We start from the raw sequence: 17,772 nt of genomic DNA, 5'->3' as shown, positions 1-17,772 counted from the left end.
CCTTAATACAGAAATATGAGCGTGCGTGACAGATAATCAAACATCTTTTCGTTGCGGGTATGTCGCGATCATCGGAAAGCCAAACGTTGGCAAGTCGACGTTGCTGAACAGCATCCTACATTTTAAATTGTCGATCGTATCGCCGAAGCCGCAAACGACGCGCCAGCGCGTACTCGGAATTCATAATCAAAACAACGTTCAAATTATTTTTCTCGATACGCCGGGGTTGATTACTCCAAAGTATGAATTGCAGTCGGCTATGATGCGTATTGCCGACGATGCTATCGGATCCGCCGATGCATTACTGGTGATGATCGATGTTACTGAAAATGACGGCGAGGAATTCATCCAAAAACTTTTTTCTGAAACGTTGAAAGATAATAAACTGCCGGTTATACTGGTGCTTAACAAGATCGATCGCATTGCCAAAGATCAATTGCTTCCATTGATTGCCAAGTTTCACTCTACCGGTTTATTTACCGAGATTATTCCGGTTTCAGCTTTGCATTCGGATGGAACCGATCGAGTCGTGCATGCCTTGGTACCGCAATTACCTGAAGGCCCGGCGTTCTATCCTGAAGATGTTTTGACTGAACAGCCGGAAAAATTTTTTGTTGCTGAGATTATCCGTGAAAAGATATTTTATCACTATTCGCAGGAAATTCCTTACTCAACTGATGTAATAATAGAAGAATTTAAAGAACGCGACCGGAAAAAAGATTTTATTCGCGCAACCATTTACGTTGAGCGTTCTTCGCAGAAAGCCATTTTAATAGGTTCCAAAGGAGCGGCGCTTAAAAAAATTGGTGAAGAAGCGCGCACAGCGATTGAGGAATTTCTGGGCCGTAAGGTTTTCCTTGAATTGTGGGTTAAAGTAAAAGAAAAATGGCGCGAAGACCGGCGGACACTCAAAGACCTTGGTTATATGTAATGCGGTTATTTTTTCTCCCTGTTTTCATGCTGCAAGTTGGCTGTTCCTTGTCGGCCGATGCCGAATCCACGGCCAGGAAGTTTGTCGAATTCTATTACTCAGCCGATCACTATGATGATCTCAAGGTAATGACTACCGGCCATGCGATCGATAAAATCGATCAAGAGCGAGACTTCCGAAACCATTCACGAGATTTTAATTCACACATCTTCTTTCAATTATATGATCACGCCATGATCGGCGAGGCGGAATATTTTTATTTCAAAATTCGTTTTTTGGAAACCGAATATGAACGTCAGTTATGCGTAACGGTTGAGCCCGTAGCTTCAAAATTTATGATTACAGATTTTTATTACATGAAAGAGTAAGATGATTTCCGTCGACGAAGCCCGATCCATCATTCTTCAATCGGCTGCAGTTTTAAGCCTGGTTAAACATGCTTCGGCAGAAGCAGCCGGATTCGTACTGGCTGAAGACATCGTATCCACTGAAGCGATTCCACCATTTGATAATTCGGCTATGGATGGTTATGCCGTACGTTCGGAAGATGTGCAAAATGCATCGCATGATCAGCCCGTCATTTTGAAAGTGATCGATGAGGTCCAGGCTGGGACAACATCTCACCATACGGTCGGTTCTAATGAGGCCGTCCAAATCATGACGGGTGCGCCGTTACCGCCAGGCGCCGATGCCGTTGTCATGGTTGAACATACTGAAAAACTTGATAGTGGTTCTGTCAAAGTTTTTTTGTCGGTAGCCAAACATGAACATTGCCGTTTTGCCGGTGACGATATTCAGAAAGGCCAATTAGTTTTTGAAAAAGGACGACGGCTTAAATCGTACGATACCGGAGTATTGGCGTCGATTGGACGGAAGGAAGTAATGGTTTGGCGTAAGCCGCGTGTGGCGATTGTATCAACCGGTAATGAATTGATTGGCGTCGATGAACCTTTAACTTCTGGAAAAATCCGCTCCAGCAATAACGTTGCTTTGCAATCGTTGTTGTTGCACCATGGCGTTATTCCGTTCGATCTTGGAATTGCTCGTGACACGCCGGAAGATACGGAGAGGCAATTGACCCGAGCTATAGAATACGATGTTATTCTCACGTCCGGCGGCGTGTCCATGGGCGAATATGATTTTGTTCGCGAAACGTTTCAACGTCTTGGTATCGAAATCAAATTTTGGAAAGTCAGACAAAAGCCGGGTAAACCGCTTGTTTTTGGAACCAAAGGCAGTCAATTATTTTTTGGTTTACCGGGTAATCCAGTAAGTTCAATAGTTTGTTTTGAATTGTATGTCGTTCCGGCATTGTATAAGATGATGGGGCTGAATTATTCGCCGCTGATCATTCACGCTCGATGCAAGCACGGCATTAACAAAAAACCGGGATTACGCCATTTTTTAAGAGCAAAAATTTCAAAGAGCGAAAAAGGCTTTGAAGTCGAATTGACAGGCAATCAAAGTTCCGGCGTTTTATCATCACTATCCTATGCTGACGGTTTGATTGATTTGGCAGAAAGCCGGGATAATGTCAACGAGGGTGAAACAGTAGAAGTTGTGGTACTGGATAAAGAAAAGTTATTGAAGTTGATGTCGTTGTCAACGGATTGACAAACAGTCCCAATAGATCTCCAATGGAAAAACAATTTAGCATTACTACGCTCGAATTTGAAAAAATCAAAGAGCATCTATCACGATTTGTTCTGACAGCAATGTCGGAGGAAAAAGTAAACAGTCTTTTTCCCAATCCGAAACTTGATTTGATAGAATCTTTGCTTGATACACTTGTCGAGATGCATGATATTTTAAAATACGATGATACTTTCCCGATTGATGAACTCAAAGATGCTCGTCCGTTACTTAAAAAAATTTCTGTTGAAGGCCGATTCTTAAATCCTGCAGAACTGCTGCAGCTCTTACTGACCATTACGTCATCCCGGCGCATAAAAAGTTATATCAAAAACCGGATTGAAAAATATCCGCTTTTATTCAAAATAACGGACGTACTCCACAGTTATCCCGCCGTTGAAGAGCGCATTCAGCGAACAATTGATGAGCAGGGCGCTATCCGCGACACGGCGAGTCCGAAGTTACGGCAAATCCGCCGCGATCTGGATCAAAAAACTTTGCAACTCCGAAAGAAATTAGAAAGCCTTGCGCGCACGTATACCAAAGAAGGTTATGCTCAGGATGAGATCGTCACTGTGCGGGACGGAAGAATGGTGATTCCAGTCAAAGATGAATACAAAAATACTGTGCGAGGTTTTATTCACGATGCTTCAGCCAGCGGTCAGACGGTGTTTATCGAACCTGCGGAAGCGTTAGAATTGAACAACGAATTACGCAAGCTTGGATTGGAAGAGACGCATGAAATCGAGAGGATTCTGACGGAGATCACCAATGAAATCCGAATGTCGCTTTCAGAATTGCAAGCGGACAGTTCGGTATTAGCGGAGATAGAATTTCTGTACGTCAAAGCACGGTTCACCAACCAAATTAACGGTGTCAAACCGCATTTAAATGTCGATGGGAAAATTGTTTTTAAAAATGCTTTGCACCCGCTTTTGTTACTCAAAGAACAATATAAATTGCCTGGCGAACGCCATCCCATCATTCCATTGAATCTTAGTATCGGAGATGATTACCGAACATTGATCATATCGGGACCGAACGCAGGAGGAAAGACGGTCGCGCTCAAAACCGTCGGACTTCTGGTTTTAATGGTACAGGCAGGTCTTTTGATTCCGGTGGAACCGGGAACGCACGTGAGCGTTTTCGATCAAGTGTTTGCCGATATCGGTGATGAACAATCCATTGAAAATGATCTTTCGACTTTCTCGTCGCACGTTCGCAATCTTTCCAATATGGTCGATCGCGTCAACGAACGGACATTGATTTTGATTGACGAAATGGGCAGTGGAACGGATCCCAAGGAAGGCGCGTCGCTGGCCATCGCTATACTTGGACGTTTTAACAGTTGCAAAGCTATTTCAATCATCACGACTCATCATGGCGCCCTTAAAGCGTTTGCGCACAATACGGAAGGCATTCATAACGGATCGATGGAATTTGACCAGGCGACACTGCAGCCGACGTATGTTTTTCGCGCCGGTATTCCGGGAAGCAGTTATGCGTTTGAAATTTCCACACGTATGGGACTTGATAGCAAAGTCATTGAACAAGCCAAAGTAATTTCCGGCAGTGAATCACAGCGTCTTGAAAACCTTATTCAAGATCTGCAACACCAAACCCGTATCTACGATCAAAAACTGTCGGATATTGAGCGTGAAAAAACCCGATTAGAAGGGCTGACAAAATTTTATGACCAACGCGCCGGTGAACTGAAAAAACGTGAAAAAGAACTTAAACAAAAGGCGCTTTTGGAGAAACGCGAACTTATTGATAATCTGAATAAAAAGATTGAAGCTGCAATTCAGTCAATCAAAGCTTCGCAAGCCGGTAAAGAAGAAATCCAAACCGCAAAAAAACTCATTGGAGATGAAAATCAAAAAACATCGGATGAATTGGAAAGATTGAAGGATCTTCCTGACGAATCTGAAGTACCGGCCGAAGGAAAAATGAATGAGCGGGTGTTTCTTAAATCGATGGGTTTGGACGGAACAATCATCGCGGAAGCTGATGAATCGGGACATGTATTGGTTGCTATCGGTAATTTAAAAATTAAAGCGACAGTGAATCAGCTTGTTAAGTCCAAAGAGCAAAAACAGAAAAAAGAGTTATTGAGAGAGCATGTTCGCTGGGATACCGAAGATATTGGCAATGAAATTGATCTGAGAGGAATGACAACAGAAGAAGCTATTTATCAGGCGGATAAATATATTTCCGACGCACATGTAATGGGATTTCGTCAGATTGCGTTGATTCATGGCAAGGGTGGCGGCGTTTTGCGAAAAAAAATAGCCGAATATCTGAAGAAAAACCACCGGGTGCGTAGTTACCGTTTAGGACAATGGGGGGAAGGGGATACAGGGGTCACAATCGTAGAGCTAACGGAAGATTAATCATCCCACAGGCCTTTGTAATAATTTTCATAAAACGATGAGATCGATTCTATAACGGCTTCTATTTTTTTGGAAGCAGAAGCCGCCGATTGCCGCGTCTGATTATGAATGGTTTCAATAAAAAATTTTATTTCAGGTTCCGTGTTGACCTGATCATGAAAATCAACGGCTAGATCAAATAACATTGACAAAAAATATTCATTATCGATTTCATCAAACAACAAACGCTCAATGAGTTTCCTCAATGAGCGTCTGAGAAGAAGTTTACGGTTCTTTGGCGAGACGATTTGTTCTCCGGCAATATTTTCGCGAATACCAAAAATATAATTCCGGGTTAATTCTGCATCGGGCTTTCCCGCTATATCCATCAAATATTTTTCAATATAATTTTTCCGTCCTTTTTTATTGGCAGAAACCATTAGCATTGGAACCGCCGATTTCTTGAGTTCTTGAGCTGAAATGTATCCGCGTAAGAATTGATCGAGTATACGGATCATTTCTTTTTTGAAGCTTTTACTTTTGCTTTCCGTAAGACTTGGCATAAATGCTAAGGCTTCATTCGCCATACGGGATAATACGCCCGTCTATCACTGATCAGACGGGTTTCGCCGCTACCATCAGTATTGATAATATAAATGTAACTTTTTGATAAAGAAGTTCGTTTGGCATAAATAAGTTTCGTGCCGTCCGGCGACCACGCGGGATCGTAATTATTACCGAACGATGTAATGGTATCTAAATTTCCCCCATTAGCATCCATCGTAAAAACTTGTAAACTATCAATACCATTTTTCCACAATGTTGAATAGAACGAAATATGATTGCCGTCCGGCGAAAAGCGGGGACGCCTGTTCAAAGATGAATTATTAAATGTAAGCTGAGTTTTATTGGAACCATCGGCATCCATTTTCCATATTTCTTCGCTGCCATCTTTTCTTGAACTATAAACTATTTTTGAGCCATCAGGGGAATAAGAGGGAAAACAATAAATATCTATTTTATCGTCTTCTATTGTTAATGGAGCAATAGAGCCTGTATCCCCAGTGAGTGAATCCGTGATGTTAATGCTGAAGATATTAAATTTATTGTTAATTCGATCTGAAATGAAAACGATTTTTTGAATTGAGGAATTCCAATCCGGTCTCAAGTTTAAAGTACCATAGGCAATTCCATTGCTATCTATTATGTAGGGATCAGTCGTTACCCGGCGTAAATTTAATGAATCGTAACGCGATGAATCCATATCCAAATTACGGATATAAATATTAGTATGGAAGGGTGTATACGAACTTGTAACAACAACTAGATCGGTGTATGCAAATTTCCGTCCGTCTGTGGACCAAGAGGGATCAAGAATTCCCCATTGACCATAAGCTCTACTGATATTGTAGATAGCATCTAACGCGGTGTCCTGAACGGCATAAATCTGTTGCTTTCCTTCTGATTCGGAAACAAACAGAATGTCCAATTGACTATTTGTCAGATCAATATATTTGATAGTGACTGTATCGCCATCGCAAGCTGAATAAAACATTGCGGCGACAACCAATAATATGACTATCCTGGCTTCAAACCATTTCATCAAGTAACTCCTGTCAATTTGTTAAGGTTTCAATCTATGAATCATCCGCGGGAATGCGATCGCTTCGCGTAAATGCTGAATGCCGCAGATCCAAGTAATAGTTCGTTCAACGCCGAGCCCAAAGCCGGCATGCGGTACTGAACCGTACCGACGAAGGTCTAAATACCAATCAAAAGCTTCAGGTGGGAGATGATGTTCTTTAATACGCTTAAGCAGGGTATCGTAATCATCTTCACGCTGGCTGCCGCCGACAATTTCTCCATAACCTTCCGGAGCCAGAATGTCCATAGCCAAAGCTTTATCGGGCTGGTTCGGATCACGTTTCATATAGAATGCTTTGACGGCTGCGGGATAATGGTGAACAATAACAGGACGGTCAAATTTTGCCGAAATCGCAGCCTCATCCGGTGCGCCAAAATCATTACCTGATTCAAACGTCAGGCCGGAATCATGAATGATCTTGACTGCTTCCTCATAATGCACGCGGGGAAATGGCGCTTTGACATTTACAAGCTTAGACGTATCGCGTTCCAGAATGTTTAACTCTTGCGCACGTTCTCGTAAAACCGTTTGTACGATATATTCAAGAAAGTCTTCAGCCAGTTCCATATTATCATACAAATCATTAAACGCCACTTCCGGTTCAACCATCCAGAATTCCGTCAAATGGCGGCGGGTTTTGGATTTTTCAGCACGAAATGTCGGGCCGAAACAGTAAACTTTCCCTAATGCCATTGCGCCGGCTTCAGCATACAATTGACCGCTTTGAGCCAGATAGGCTTTGCTCTCAAAATACTCGGTCTCAAATAAAGTTGTCGTGCCTTCGCATGCGGCCGGTGTAAAAATCGGCGTATCAATCAACGTAAATCCACGGCCGTCAAAAAAATCACGGATCGCTTTGATGACCGTATGGCGAATGCGCATAATCGCATGTTGATTTTTAGACCGCAGCCACAAATGGCGATTATCCATCAGAAATTCGGGTCCGTGTTCCTTAGGCGTGATGGGATAATCCACAGCCTGATGAATCAATTCGACACGACTGACCTGAATTTCATAACCGCCGGGTGCGCGCTCATCTTTATGGATATTACCTGTAATTGATACAGACGATTCCTGAGCAATTTTATCAGCCGAGCTGAACATATCGTCACCGACGGTAGGTTTGTAAACGGTGCATTGAATAGTGCCCGTACCGTCGCGTAATAACAGGAATACTAATTTGCCACTGGAACGTTTATTGTACAGCCATCCTTTGAGTGTAACTTCCGTCCCATCCGCTATTTCATGATGAAAAATATTTTCAATATAAATCCGGTTACGCATTCCATCCTCTTTTAATATAAAGTTGAATTAAAAATCTTTTCGAATATCTTGCTGCCAATTAGGATTATTATATTCACCGCGCGCATTGGAATGGATCAAATAATTCTGCCCTGTTCCATCACGATCGGCAAAAATAAATATTGTCTGAGTAGGTTGATCTTTGAGTTGTAAATAATACCATACCTGATAAGGCACGCTGTTGGATTCGAATTCGTGTTTTTCGATCTGCGCCGGTACGCCGTACGTAACGTACACCCTTCCCATGTCTGACTTCCAGCCGGGGCGGTTGGGGGAACCAAATCGCTGATTGGCTTCTTCATAACGTTTATAATAATCCATGAGCGTTTCGTTAGTGCGCGTTCCCGGTGACGGATCGCGTTCTTTCCAGAAACGGTCGAGGAAGTTTTTCTTGCCTTCCAGATCCAATTGTTTAAAGGCCTTTACTTCATCTTTGTTGGCGATATACGAAATGATATGTTCTGCTTTTTGGGCTCCTTGCTCATCCAGGTCGCTAAAAAATGAAACTTCACCTGAAAGTTCTGCAAGGGATTCACCTTCGCGGAATACTACGAAGAATTCTTTACTCTGCGTGATCTTCTTCGTTGCGTTATCGGTTGCCCGCACCATCAGATAATACCGGCCTGTTGCAAGCGAAATAATATTCAGCGAATGTAAAATGACCGCCGAACGATCGACCTTATTGTAAGTCTTTGCAGGAAATTCTTTGACGACGCTGCCGGCCTCATCCGTGATAATATATTCGACCGTATACGAATTATTCGGTTCATTCGGTTTATTTTCCAGATTATACAATTCAGCATAAATAAAAAGTCTTGGGAGATTGGTTCCGAAAAATTTTGAAGGATTGGGAAAAATCGTCATGCCGTTTTTGACGAACATTTCCTCGGGATTGCCGCCCTTAATAATCTGGCTGGCCAATTCAATATGACTCAACGTCAGCTCTTTATCATCATAATCCGGAACGCCAATGATATCTGAATAAGTGCCGATTGACGACGTGTCGTTGATGTCGCGGATTTGTATCTGCATGGTATAATTGCCGGGTTTGAGCGTCATATAATATTCAAAAATCAACGGTACTTCTTTCGCCGTATCTTGTACTGTGATTTTATCGTCAATAACGGTATTCCAATTGCGGTCGACGCGGTTGCTGTTATTTTTAATATCCGTAAATAAAACAGTGACGACATAACCGGCTTTTAAAGTACTGTCGTTATCTTTTGGAACAAAGGTCAGGGTATTTCTGTTCATAAAAAAATGAAGCTGGACATACGTCTGATCGCTCTGATTCAATAATTTGAAACAGGAATAATCCACGTAATAGGCTAGCCGGCCTTCACTTTGATTTTTATTGCCGGCGACGACCGTAGCCGTTAATAGTGTGAAAAATAGAATGAATCCTTTGAACATAGAACCTCCCGGTTCAATTAGAGGAATGGTAGTTTTCATAAACAATTGTATATAACCATTGAAGTAATTCTTTTTTTCCGGATTCCGTTTTAGCTGAAAAAGGATAAACGGTCGTGCTGAAAACTTTCTCAAACTTTTGTATCGTTGCCGTCAAATTCTGACGCTTTATCTGATCGATTTTATTGGCAATTACAATAAATGACAGGCGATGGTGATGAAGCCATTCAGCCAATTGTAAATCAGCCGTTTGGGCTTCATGGCGTGCGTCGACGATTTGAATGACCGCCGGGATTTTCTCGCTGTGGGTTAACCAAGCTTCAATGACTCGCCTCCACGATTCACGCAGATTCTGTTTTACTTTCGCATAGCCGAATCCGGGTACGTCGACAAGATAAAAGCGCTCATTGATTTTGTAATAATTCAGACTCTGCGTTTTCCCGGGCGTTTTACTTACTAGCGCAATCTTTCTGGAAGTCAGGCAATTGATCACCGACGATTTTCCAACATTGGATCGCCCGAAAACCGGCAATTCCGGAAAATCGTCAACCGGAATCTGTTCTATTTTGTAGAAACTTCCAATGAACTCAACCGCATCAATCCTCACGTTCGAACCGTTTCATTAGTTTTAAATGTGTACGGCTTCGCCGTAAGCGTCTAGAGCCGCTTCCATCATGGCTTCGGACAATGTCGGGTGCGCATGAATCGTATGGCCGATTTCTTTGTAAGTTGCTTCCATGGATTTGGCCACGCCGAATTCCGCGATCATTTCGGTTGCTTCCGAGCCGAGAATGTGCGCCCCGAGTAATTCGCCGTATTTAGCATCGAAAATCACTTTGACAAATCCGTCGCGTTCCTGGATCGCGCGTGCTTTACCGCTGGCCGTAAATGGAAAACGACCGACTTTAACTTGGTGGCCCATTTCTTTGGCTTTTTTCTCTGTGAGCCCGATACTGGCAACCTGCGGCTGGCAATACGTACAGCCCGGAATGCTGTTGTAATCCATGGGATGAACATCTTTGCCGGCAATTTTTTCGACGCACAAAATTCCTTCGTGCGAAGCCACGTGTGCCAGCCATGGCGGACCGATAATATCTCCAATGGCATAGATGCCATCCACATTGGTCTTATAAAATTTGTCTACTTTGATCCAGCCTTTTTCGGCGGTCACACCGACTTTTTCGAGGCCAATATTTTCGATGTTACCCTGAACGCCAATGGCGACCAGACATTGATCGGCTTCGATGGTTTTCTGTCCATCCTTACCGGAAACGGTTACCTTGACGTTATTGGCTGCGACGTCAACTTTTTCAACCTTGGTTTCGGTGAAAATCTGCATACCTTTTTTGACAAAAATCTTTGATAATGCTTGTGAAACTTCCTCATCTTCGACAGGCAAAATATTGGGCAACATTTCAATAATGGTGACTTTGGAGCCGAAAGCATTAAAGAAGTAGGCGAATTCAATACCGATCGCGCCTGCTCCGATAATAACGATGGATTTCGGGACTTCCTGAGCAACCATGGCTTCGGTGCTGGTTAAAATACGTTTTCCATCGGCTTTTAAATTGGGCAACATGCGCGCCCGAGCACCGGTCGCGATAATAATGTGCTTCGCTTTAGCATGGGTGGTCTCTTTTCCGGAAGCATCGCTTATACTGAGCGTATTTTTATCCAAAAATTTTCCCGCACCTTTGATCACTTCGATTTTATTTTTTTTCATCAGATAATCGCCGCCTTTGGAATTCGCATCGGCAACGTCGCGGCTACGTTTGATGATTTGCTTGAAATCGAATTTCAGATTATCAAACGAATATCCCCAATCTTTAGCGTGATGAAGTGTTTCATAGATTTCGGCGTTTTTGAGAAGCGCTTTGGTAGGAATACATCCCCAGTTGACGCAGATACCTCCGATTTTGTCACGTTCGATGACAGCCGTCTTAAAACCCAATTGCGCTGCCCGAATCGCTGCAACATATCCTCCGGGTCCGCCGCCCAACACAATAACATCAAACTGTTTCGTTTCCATCGATGAATACCTCTTGATTAGGTGATATTTTTATAATAATTTCTCGTGTTCCAATTGAACATAACCGCCATGTCGCTGATGATTGGACAGGTGGTGAAACTATTAAAATAAGCCGTAATAATCAATTGCTTTTTCCTATTGATTGGTAAGGCTTTATCGAGAGGTTGTATGCCCATTTATGAATTTCGTTGCCAGCAATGTGAGGCAGTTTTTCAGGAATTATTTTCGACTTCCCACATTTCGATTACCGATGTTGAATGTCCGCATTGTCATGCCAAAAAGGCTGAAAAATTATTATCTGTTTTTGCGGCTGAAACTAAATCTGGAAACGCATTACCGGTAATGTCAGGCGGCGGATGCGGTCCTTCTTGCGGTTGTCATCACTGATGTTCAATCCGTATAACCCAGTTCTCCGCAATTAGGGATTTTTTATAAAGGATACAATCACCCAATTGTGTATTTGTGGTTTTTTTGAAAAATTTATAATAAATATGCTTGATTTTGCCTGGCACCTTATGTACGTTAGCCTAACATGAAAATCCGATTCAAACATTTTAGCGGCCTGTTTTTAGGTTTTTTTCTTTGGGTTGGCGTGAACCAGGTCTACGCTGCTTCCGAAGCATCGCTGAAACCGACCTCTCCTCTCGCGGACATTAACTATATCAGCTTTGATCATACCTACGATCACTTTTTCATCAGTTCCCAAAAAGAAGATCTGACTACCCAATGGTCGAACCAGAAATTTAAGTTCAATGCTCCTCCGAATTGGCATTGCGGCCAACTATCGTATAAAACTTTCAGGTTCATTTATAAATCCCTCATTATACACACTTTTATTCTTGGCGATACCCCATCCTTACGTGCGCCTCCCTCTTTTCTTCTTTCTTAATCATTTTCTTACATCATTCTAGCTGACATTTTGCACTTATTGTGCAGAGTGATTGTTGCTTTCCATTAATTTTTAATCTGTGGAGGCAATATGTTTTGTCATCGATGTGGAAACATGATCTCGATGGATACCGATGCGTGTAGTTCGTGCGGTATTGCCATCAGTCATCGTTCCAATGTGGATATGTTTGAAAGTCATGATTATGACAGGCCGGTTTTGACGCATCACCTTCGGTATTCTGGAGCCCGTTGGCCTGTTTGGCTGGCTTTGTTGCTTCCGGTAATGGGAATTCCATACGTGCTATTTAAAGCAACGGAACATTATCGTTTGCTGGATTCGGTTATCATAGGAAGCGTTATCGGATGTATCATGTTTTTTGTGATCGTGCTTGTTAAAAAATATTTTAAATGATTTTTTTAAACCCAAAAGAGGTTCTATGGCGAAGTCAACAGATTGGCTGACCTTATTTGTGGTCATTGGTTTAATTGTAGCCGTAGTCGCTACTTTTGTTCAATTGATCATTAAATCATACAAAACTGAAAAACAAAACCCTAAATCATAAACCTTAAGGAGGTATTGGTATGTCCATTATGCAAAATGAAATCAAAAAAAATCTGATTTCTACCAAAGAGCTTTTTGAATCCGATCCGGATTGGTCTGAAAAACGTGATCGGGCTATTAAAAAACTTTTTGGCGGTAATACGAATGAATTCAACCAATTTCTGGCCAAAATCGATCCGATGCCGGAGTGGAAGGATGCGATGGAAGTTATCGATAATGAATTCAACAAACGCAAGATTAAGCCTGACAGCAAAGAAGCGACCGGTCTTACCGATGTACTTTTTAAACGCTATTTTCCTTCTTATTGACCGTTACCTTGGCACTGAATTCCGGCGGAAATGAACCTTTCCGCCGGTTTTTTATAACCCTAATCCTTGTGGAGGAGTATGTTTAAAGTAATAATTGGGGTGATAATGATCGTCCAGATTTGTGGATGTCTATTGGGTCACTCGGAGTCGTTTTCTGAGCATTCCTTAATGGCCGTTTCAGCAGCGAAATCGTACGAAGATCGGTTAGCGCAGATGCATTCTCTGCGGGAACAAGAATACGATCGTTTATTGGAAGAACTTGATTCCAAGCCTTAACCGTTGATTCTTATATGCAAAAGTCGAATATTTATCCGGCACGATCCAGTTTGGTGCTGCGGGGCTAAATTGCTTTGGTTCCGTTCCACTTTTATTCCTTCATTCAAACTTACGGTAAAATTATGGTAACTAAATCGATTCAGGACCTGATGAAACAGGCATCGGATAGCGAACACGGATTGAAACGTACACTGGGCCCGACCAATCTGGCGGCTTTAGGTATTGGCGCTATCATTGGCGCCGGGATTTTTGTTTTAACGGGGCAAGCGGCGGCACAATATGCCGGTCCGGCAATTGTTTTGTCCTTCATCGTTTCGGGTTTGGCCTGCGCTTTTGCAGGTCTTTGTTATGCGGAATTTGCGTCGATGATTCCAGTCGCAGGAAGCGCGTATACGTATGCCTATGCGACGATGGGCGAATTCCTGGCATGGGTGATCGGCTGGGATTTGATTCTTGAATATCTTTTCAGCGCTTCGACAGTGGCTGTAGGATGGTCAGGATATGTCGTGAGCTTTATGAGAGATTTCGGGATTGTGATTCCTGGTTATCTTTCCAACGCTCCTTTCATTCATGATCCGAATACAGGGTGGCAAACGACCGGGGCGTTCATGAATTTACCCGCAATGTTCGTGGTCGCTTTGATGACAACGCTCTTGGTAATAGGCATCCGGGAAACTGCCGGATTTAATAATCTTGTGGTGGCCTTAAAGATCATTGTCATTTTACTGTTTATCATTTTCGGATTTGGATTTGTCGTCGCAGCCAATTGGGATCCCTTCATTCCACCTAATACCGGTGAATTTGGGCAATTTGGATGGAGTGGAATTTTACGAGGAGCCGGGGTAATCTTTTTTGCATACATTGGATTCGACGCGGTATCGACTGCGGCGCAGGAGGCCAAAAACCCCCAAAAAGATATGCCTATTGGAATCTTAGGTTCATTAGGGGTTTCGACAGTACTATACATTTTAGTCGCGTTGGTGTTAACGGGCATCGTCAGTTATAAACAACTGTTAGTGCCGGATCCGATTGCCGTTGGTGTCGATGCGACGGGCGATGGGCTTTTTTGGCTGCGTCCCTTCATCAAACTGGGCGCCATTGCCGGATTAAGTTCGGTCGTACTCGTCATGCTTATGGGACAACCGAGAATTTTCTTTTCGATGTCGCAAGACGGACTTTTGCCTAAGGCTTTTTCGAATGTTCATCCCACATTTCGTACGCCCTATGTCGCAACGATTTTGACCGGCACGGTTGCTATGTTTGTAGCCGGACTTTTTCCTATCGGCATTTTGGGTGAACTCGTATCGATCGGGACTTTGTTGGCTTTTACGATCGTTTGCGTTGGCATTTTAGTATTGAGAAAGACACGTCCGGATCTTGAGCGGCCATTCAGAACGCCTTGGGTTCCATTGGTACCGATTTTAGGTGCACTCATTTCTCTTGCTCAGATGATTGCTTTGCCGGTCGATACATGGCTCCGGCTTATCATCTGGATGCTTATCGGTTTTGCAATTTATTTTTTTTACAGTCGTCATCATAGCCGGATCCGTGCTCAAATGAACTCCGGCGCACAGTAAATGTTGGACAGTTTGGCTCAAATTCTGCTTGACTATTGGAGTGAGATTCAGTAAGTTTTTTTCGATTTGAATGGCTTAGGAATTGGGAAAACACATAGTCCATCATTACTAAAAATTAGGAGCACGTCATGGCCTACGTTATCTGTGAACCTTGTATCGGCGTCAAGGATACGGCTTGTGTTAAAGTCTGCCCGGTCGATTGCATTTATGATTCTGAGGGATGGGATCAATTATATATACACCCGGATGAGTGTATTGATTGCGGCGCCTGCGAACCGGAATGCCCGGTCGAAGCGATTTTTGCGGCTGAAAATGTTCCGGACAAATGGAAACATTTTACTCAGAAAAACGCTGACATGTTCAAGCAATAAATGTCATATCACGTATAAAAAAGGCTCCGATGCTTATCAGAGCCTTTTTTTGTTTATACCCTTTCTGAAATATTTTCATCACATTGTTCTAATCTTTGAAGGTTACAATTATGACCATTGCAGTCGGATGCGATCACGGCGGATTCCCGTTGAAGCAAACGATCATTGAAACGGTGAAAAAAGCCGGTCACCAAGTGGTAGATCTTGGCACGCACAGCACCGAGGCGGCGGATTATCCGGATTATGCCGCTGCGGTAGCACAAGAAGTTTTAAAGGGCAGCGCGCAACGCGGCATAATTATTTGCGGCAGCGGCGTTGGTGCGACGGTGGCGGCCAATAAATTCAAGGGTATTCGGGCAGGATTATGCCACGATACTTTTTCTGCGCATCAAGGCGTGGAGGACGACGATATGAATGTATTGACTTTAGGTGCGCGTATTATCGGGCCGAATATTGCCGTGGAAATTACTGAATCGTTTTTGAGAGCGAAGTTTTCCAATGCCGAGCGCCACGTTCGTCGGCTTAATAAAGTAAAATCATTCGAGGAACATTTTGGAAAATAAGATGCAGAAGCCTTTTCCGCCCGTTTATTATTCCGATTATTTAAAACTCGATCAGTTGCTTTCCGCACAATTGCCGAAAAGCGATGAATACGATATGCACGCGCACGATGAAATGTTATTTATCATTGTCCATCAGGCATATGAGTTGTGGTTTAAACAAATTTTGCACGAGCTTAATTCCGTAGTGGAATGTTTTGAAAAGAAAACGGTTGATGAAAAAAATATCGGTATTGCCGTGGCGCGCCTGCAGCGTGTTACTGAAATTCAAAAATTACTGATCGATCAATTACGTATTCTCGAAACGATGACGCCGCTGGATTTCCTCGATTTCCGCGACATTCTGATGCCGGCGTCGGGATTTCAGAGCGTACAGTTCCGTCTGATTGAAAATTTGTTGGGTTTAAAACCGGCTCAGCGGAAAATGTACAATCAATTTGCTTATCATACTCGTTTATCGAAAGAACACCAGACATTGATCCGGAAATCGGAGGAAGCAGTGTCGTTGTTTGATTTGGTTGAAAAATGGCTTGAACGGACGCCTTTTTTGGAATTTAAAAATTTCAATTTTTGGAATTCGTATAGGGCCGCTGTAGATTCCATGTTGGACAATGATCGTAAAACCATCGAAAATCATCCCGGGCTTTCTGAAAATGAAAAAACCGAACAGATCAAACAACTTGAAAAAACTCGCGAAAATTTCGAAGCCGTGTTCGATGCGACCAAACACGAACAGTTAGTAAAGGATGGATTTCGACGACTGTCTCATCGGGCGACACAGGCTGCATTGCTCATTTGCCTTTACCGTGACCAGCCGATTTTGCATTTGCCGTTCAAATTTTTGACGGCGCTTATCGACATCGACGAATTATTTACCACCTGGCGTTACAGACATACGTTAATGGTTCATCGTATGATCGGAACTAAAATCGGAACGGGCGGTTCGTCCGGGCATGACTATTTGCGCATTACGACGGAACAACATAAAGTATTTACCGACTTATTCAATCTTTCGACATTTTTAATTCCAAGGTCGGCTTTGCCGCAATTACCGGCAGACATTGAAAAAAATCTGGGCTTTTATTACGGACAGAAGTGATTGGCAGGTGTGAATGGAAATTAAACTGGATAATAAAAACGCGTTAGTGGGTGGGAGTACGCAGGGAATCGGTAAAGCGATTGCGGTTCAAATGGCGAAATCAGGAGCCAATGTCACGCTCGTTGCCCGTAACGAAGATTCGCTACGAACGGTTTGCAATGAACTCGATACGAGCCGCGGACAACGTCATGCTTATATTATCGCCGACTTCAGTAAGCCGACTGAGCTCAAAACTTCCATTAGTGGTTTTTTAAAGCAGGCGTCACCGATTCATATTTTAGTAAATAACACAGGAGGCCCGTCAGGCGGAGCGCTTACTGAAGCATCAACGGAAGCCTTTCTTAAGACTTTTGAACAACATTTAATTTGCAATCAAATTTTAGTTCAAGCCGTTCTGACGGGAATGAAAAATGAACGTTACGGACGCATTATCAATATTATTTCGACTTCGGTTAAACAACCTATTCGCGGTTTGGGCGTTTCCAACACGATCCGCGGCGCAGTGGCCAATTGGTCCAAAACCTTATCTGTTGAAGTAGCTCCATTCGGTATTACAGTCAACAATCTCTTACCGGGCGCGACAAAAACACAACGTTTAACCAGTCTTGTTGCAAATAAAGCGAAACAGTCGGGACGCAGTGAAGAAGATATTTTGAAAGAAATGATTGAAGAAATTCCCGCGGCGCGATTAGGTTTAGCCGAAGACCTGGCATACGCCGCCGTATTTCTGGCGTCGCCATTTGCATCCTATATTAACGGAATTAATATCCCCGTCGACGGCGGACGCACCGGATGTTTGTAAGAAAGAAT

At 43.1% G+C, this 17,772-nt stretch carries 19 protein-coding genes; 13 read left to right on the top strand and 6 right to left on the bottom strand.

From position 1 onward, the window contains the following. The first annotated feature begins 25 nt into the window (after positions 1 to 25). From era to K1X84_05200, 4 genes are read left to right on the top strand one after another with little or no spacing between them, the layout of a single operon-like run. Positions 26 to 931 carry a GTPase Era gene (gene era, locus K1X84_05215; protein ID MBX7151017.1) on the top strand — a complete coding sequence of 302 codons (906 nt, stop codon included), beginning with the start codon at positions 26 to 28 and terminating at the stop codon, positions 929 to 931. Further along, entirely contained in the window at positions 931 to 1,299 is a 369-nt protein-coding gene (locus tag K1X84_05210) for a hypothetical protein (protein ID MBX7151016.1), read from the top strand. Before era ends, K1X84_05210 begins: the two co-directional genes overlap by 1 nt. Before the next feature lies 1 nt (position 1,300). Further along, positions 1,301 to 2,545: a molybdopterin molybdotransferase MoeA gene (locus K1X84_05205; protein ID MBX7151015.1), complete on the top strand. Its 1,245-nt coding sequence runs from the start codon at positions 1,301 to 1,303 to the stop codon at positions 2,543 to 2,545. 23 nt (positions 2,546 to 2,568) lie between these two features. Next, complete coding sequence (locus K1X84_05200; protein MBX7151014.1) at positions 2,569 to 4,956, top strand: endonuclease MutS2; 2,388 nt, start codon at positions 2,569 to 2,571, stop codon at positions 4,954 to 4,956. Here the strand turns inward: K1X84_05200 and K1X84_05195 are convergent. Genes K1X84_05195 through lpdA form a run of 6 tightly spaced genes read right to left on the bottom strand, consistent with a single transcriptional unit; the run spans position 4,953 to position 11,321 of the window. Continuing rightward, entirely contained in the window at positions 4,953 to 5,522 is a 570-nt protein-coding gene (locus K1X84_05195; protein MBX7151013.1) for a hypothetical protein, read from the bottom strand. The two genes, K1X84_05200 and K1X84_05195, sit on opposite strands and share 4 nt — an antisense overlap. After that, positions 5,504 to 6,538 (bottom strand): hypothetical protein, encoded by a 1,035-nt coding sequence (locus K1X84_05190; protein ID MBX7151012.1) that lies wholly within the window; start codon positions 6,536 to 6,538, stop codon positions 5,504 to 5,506. Before K1X84_05190 ends, K1X84_05195 begins: the two co-directional genes overlap by 19 nt. 21 nt (positions 6,539 to 6,559) lie before the next feature. Beyond that, on the bottom strand, positions 6,560 to 7,864 hold the full coding sequence (asnS, locus tag K1X84_05185; protein MBX7151011.1) for an asparagine--tRNA ligase: 1,305 nt from the start codon (positions 7,862 to 7,864) through the stop codon (positions 6,560 to 6,562). Positions 7,865 to 7,891: 27 nt separating this feature from the next. After that, a complete protein-coding gene (locus K1X84_05180; protein MBX7151010.1) occupies positions 7,892 to 9,295 on the bottom strand; it encodes a GWxTD domain-containing protein in 1,404 nt (467 codons plus the stop codon). Positions 9,296 to 9,308: 13 nt separating this feature from the next. Next, positions 9,309 to 9,899 carry a ribosome biogenesis GTP-binding protein YihA/YsxC gene (gene yihA / locus K1X84_05175; GenBank protein MBX7151009.1) on the bottom strand — a complete coding sequence of 197 codons (591 nt, stop codon included), beginning with the start codon at positions 9,897 to 9,899 and terminating at the stop codon, positions 9,309 to 9,311. 21 nt (positions 9,900 to 9,920) lie between these two features. Further along, complete coding sequence (gene lpdA / locus K1X84_05170) at positions 9,921 to 11,321, bottom strand: dihydrolipoyl dehydrogenase (protein MBX7151008.1); 1,401 nt, start codon at positions 11,319 to 11,321, stop codon at positions 9,921 to 9,923. Between the two features lie 168 nt (positions 11,322 to 11,489). On the opposite strand from lpdA, the gene K1X84_05165 reads away from it, so the two are divergent. The 9 genes from K1X84_05165 to K1X84_05125 all read left to right on the top strand — a co-directional run bounded on the left by K1X84_05165 (position 11,490) and on the right by K1X84_05125 (position 17,764). Further along, positions 11,490 to 11,708 carry a zinc ribbon domain-containing protein gene (locus K1X84_05165; protein MBX7151007.1) on the top strand — a complete coding sequence of 73 codons (219 nt, stop codon included), beginning with the start codon at positions 11,490 to 11,492 and terminating at the stop codon, positions 11,706 to 11,708. A 145-nt stretch (positions 11,709 to 11,853) separates the two neighbouring features. Next, a complete protein-coding gene (locus K1X84_05160) occupies positions 11,854 to 12,210 on the top strand; it encodes a hypothetical protein (GenBank protein ID MBX7151006.1) in 357 nt (118 codons plus the stop codon). Positions 12,211 to 12,324: 114 nt separating this feature from the next. Next, positions 12,325 to 12,621, top strand: coding sequence for a hypothetical protein (locus K1X84_05155; protein MBX7151005.1), 297 nt, complete (start codon positions 12,325 to 12,327; stop codon positions 12,619 to 12,621). Positions 12,622 to 12,791: 170 nt separating this feature from the next. Continuing rightward, on the top strand, positions 12,792 to 13,079 hold the full coding sequence (locus K1X84_05150) for a hypothetical protein (GenBank protein MBX7151004.1): 288 nt from the start codon (positions 12,792 to 12,794) through the stop codon (positions 13,077 to 13,079). A gap of 398 nt (positions 13,080 to 13,477) precedes the next feature. Next, positions 13,478 to 14,932 (top strand): amino acid permease, encoded by a 1,455-nt coding sequence (locus K1X84_05145; GenBank protein ID MBX7151003.1) that lies wholly within the window; start codon positions 13,478 to 13,480, stop codon positions 14,930 to 14,932. A 128-nt stretch (positions 14,933 to 15,060) separates the two neighbouring features. Then, complete coding sequence (locus K1X84_05140; protein MBX7151002.1) at positions 15,061 to 15,303, top strand: ferredoxin family protein; 243 nt, start codon at positions 15,061 to 15,063, stop codon at positions 15,301 to 15,303. Between the two features lie 110 nt (positions 15,304 to 15,413). Next, positions 15,414 to 15,866 carry a ribose 5-phosphate isomerase B gene (rpiB, locus tag K1X84_05135; GenBank protein ID MBX7151001.1) on the top strand — a complete coding sequence of 151 codons (453 nt, stop codon included), beginning with the start codon at positions 15,414 to 15,416 and terminating at the stop codon, positions 15,864 to 15,866. A 1-nt stretch (position 15,867) separates the two neighbouring features. Then, entirely contained in the window at positions 15,868 to 16,962 is a 1,095-nt protein-coding gene (locus K1X84_05130; protein MBX7151000.1) for a tryptophan 2,3-dioxygenase, read from the top strand. Positions 16,963 to 16,975: 13 nt separating this feature from the next. Beyond that, positions 16,976 to 17,764, top strand: a complete 789-nt coding sequence (locus tag K1X84_05125) for an SDR family oxidoreductase (GenBank protein ID MBX7150999.1) — start codon at positions 16,976 to 16,978, stop codon at positions 17,762 to 17,764. The last annotated feature ends 8 nt before the right edge of the window (positions 17,765 to 17,772 follow it).

This window comes from bacterium (genome assembly GCA_019695335.1).
Lineage (GTDB): Bacteria > CLD3 > CLD3 > SB21 > SB21 > JABWBZ01.
The sequence above is the reverse complement of the archived record's forward strand: the minus strand, read 5'-3'. Positions and strand labels throughout refer to the sequence as shown.

Excerpts from the sequence above, each read along its gene's own strand:
- K1X84_05130 (MBX7151000.1), top strand. The coding sequence starts at position 15,868 with ATGCAGAAGCCTTTTCCGCCCGTTTATTATTCCGATTATTTAAAACTC.
- asnS (MBX7151011.1), bottom strand. The coding sequence starts at position 7,864 with ATGCGTAACCGGATTTATATTGAAAATATTTTTCATCATGAAATAGCG.
- K1X84_05140 (MBX7151002.1), top strand. The coding sequence starts at position 15,061 with ATGGCCTACGTTATCTGTGAACCTTGTATCGGCGTCAAGGATACGGCT.
- K1X84_05155 (MBX7151005.1), top strand. The coding sequence starts at position 12,325 with ATGATCTCGATGGATACCGATGCGTGTAGTTCGTGCGGTATTGCCATC.
- K1X84_05180 (MBX7151010.1), bottom strand. The coding sequence starts at position 9,295 with ATGTTCAAAGGATTCATTCTATTTTTCACACTATTAACGGCTACGGTC.
- K1X84_05195 (MBX7151013.1), bottom strand. The coding sequence starts at position 5,522 with ATGGCGAATGAAGCCTTAGCATTTATGCCAAGTCTTACGGAAAGCAAA.
- rpiB (MBX7151001.1), top strand. The coding sequence starts at position 15,414 with ATGACCATTGCAGTCGGATGCGATCACGGCGGATTCCCGTTGAAGCAA.
- K1X84_05125 (MBX7150999.1), top strand. The coding sequence starts at position 16,976 with ATGGAAATTAAACTGGATAATAAAAACGCGTTAGTGGGTGGGAGTACG.
- K1X84_05160 (MBX7151006.1), top strand. The coding sequence starts at position 11,854 with ATGAAAATCCGATTCAAACATTTTAGCGGCCTGTTTTTAGGTTTTTTT.
- lpdA (MBX7151008.1), bottom strand. The coding sequence starts at position 11,321 with ATGGAAACGAAACAGTTTGATGTTATTGTGTTGGGCGGCGGACCCGGA.
- K1X84_05190 (MBX7151012.1), bottom strand. The coding sequence starts at position 6,538 with ATGAAATGGTTTGAAGCCAGGATAGTCATATTATTGGTTGTCGCCGCA.
- K1X84_05205 (MBX7151015.1), top strand. The coding sequence starts at position 1,301 with ATGATTTCCGTCGACGAAGCCCGATCCATCATTCTTCAATCGGCTGCA.
- K1X84_05200 (MBX7151014.1), top strand. The coding sequence starts at position 2,569 with ATGGAAAAACAATTTAGCATTACTACGCTCGAATTTGAAAAAATCAAA.
- K1X84_05165 (MBX7151007.1), top strand. The coding sequence starts at position 11,490 with ATGCCCATTTATGAATTTCGTTGCCAGCAATGTGAGGCAGTTTTTCAG.
- K1X84_05145 (MBX7151003.1), top strand. The coding sequence starts at position 13,478 with ATGGTAACTAAATCGATTCAGGACCTGATGAAACAGGCATCGGATAGC.
- K1X84_05150 (MBX7151004.1), top strand. The coding sequence starts at position 12,792 with ATGTCCATTATGCAAAATGAAATCAAAAAAAATCTGATTTCTACCAAA.
- K1X84_05210 (MBX7151016.1), top strand. The coding sequence starts at position 931 with ATGCGGTTATTTTTTCTCCCTGTTTTCATGCTGCAAGTTGGCTGTTCC.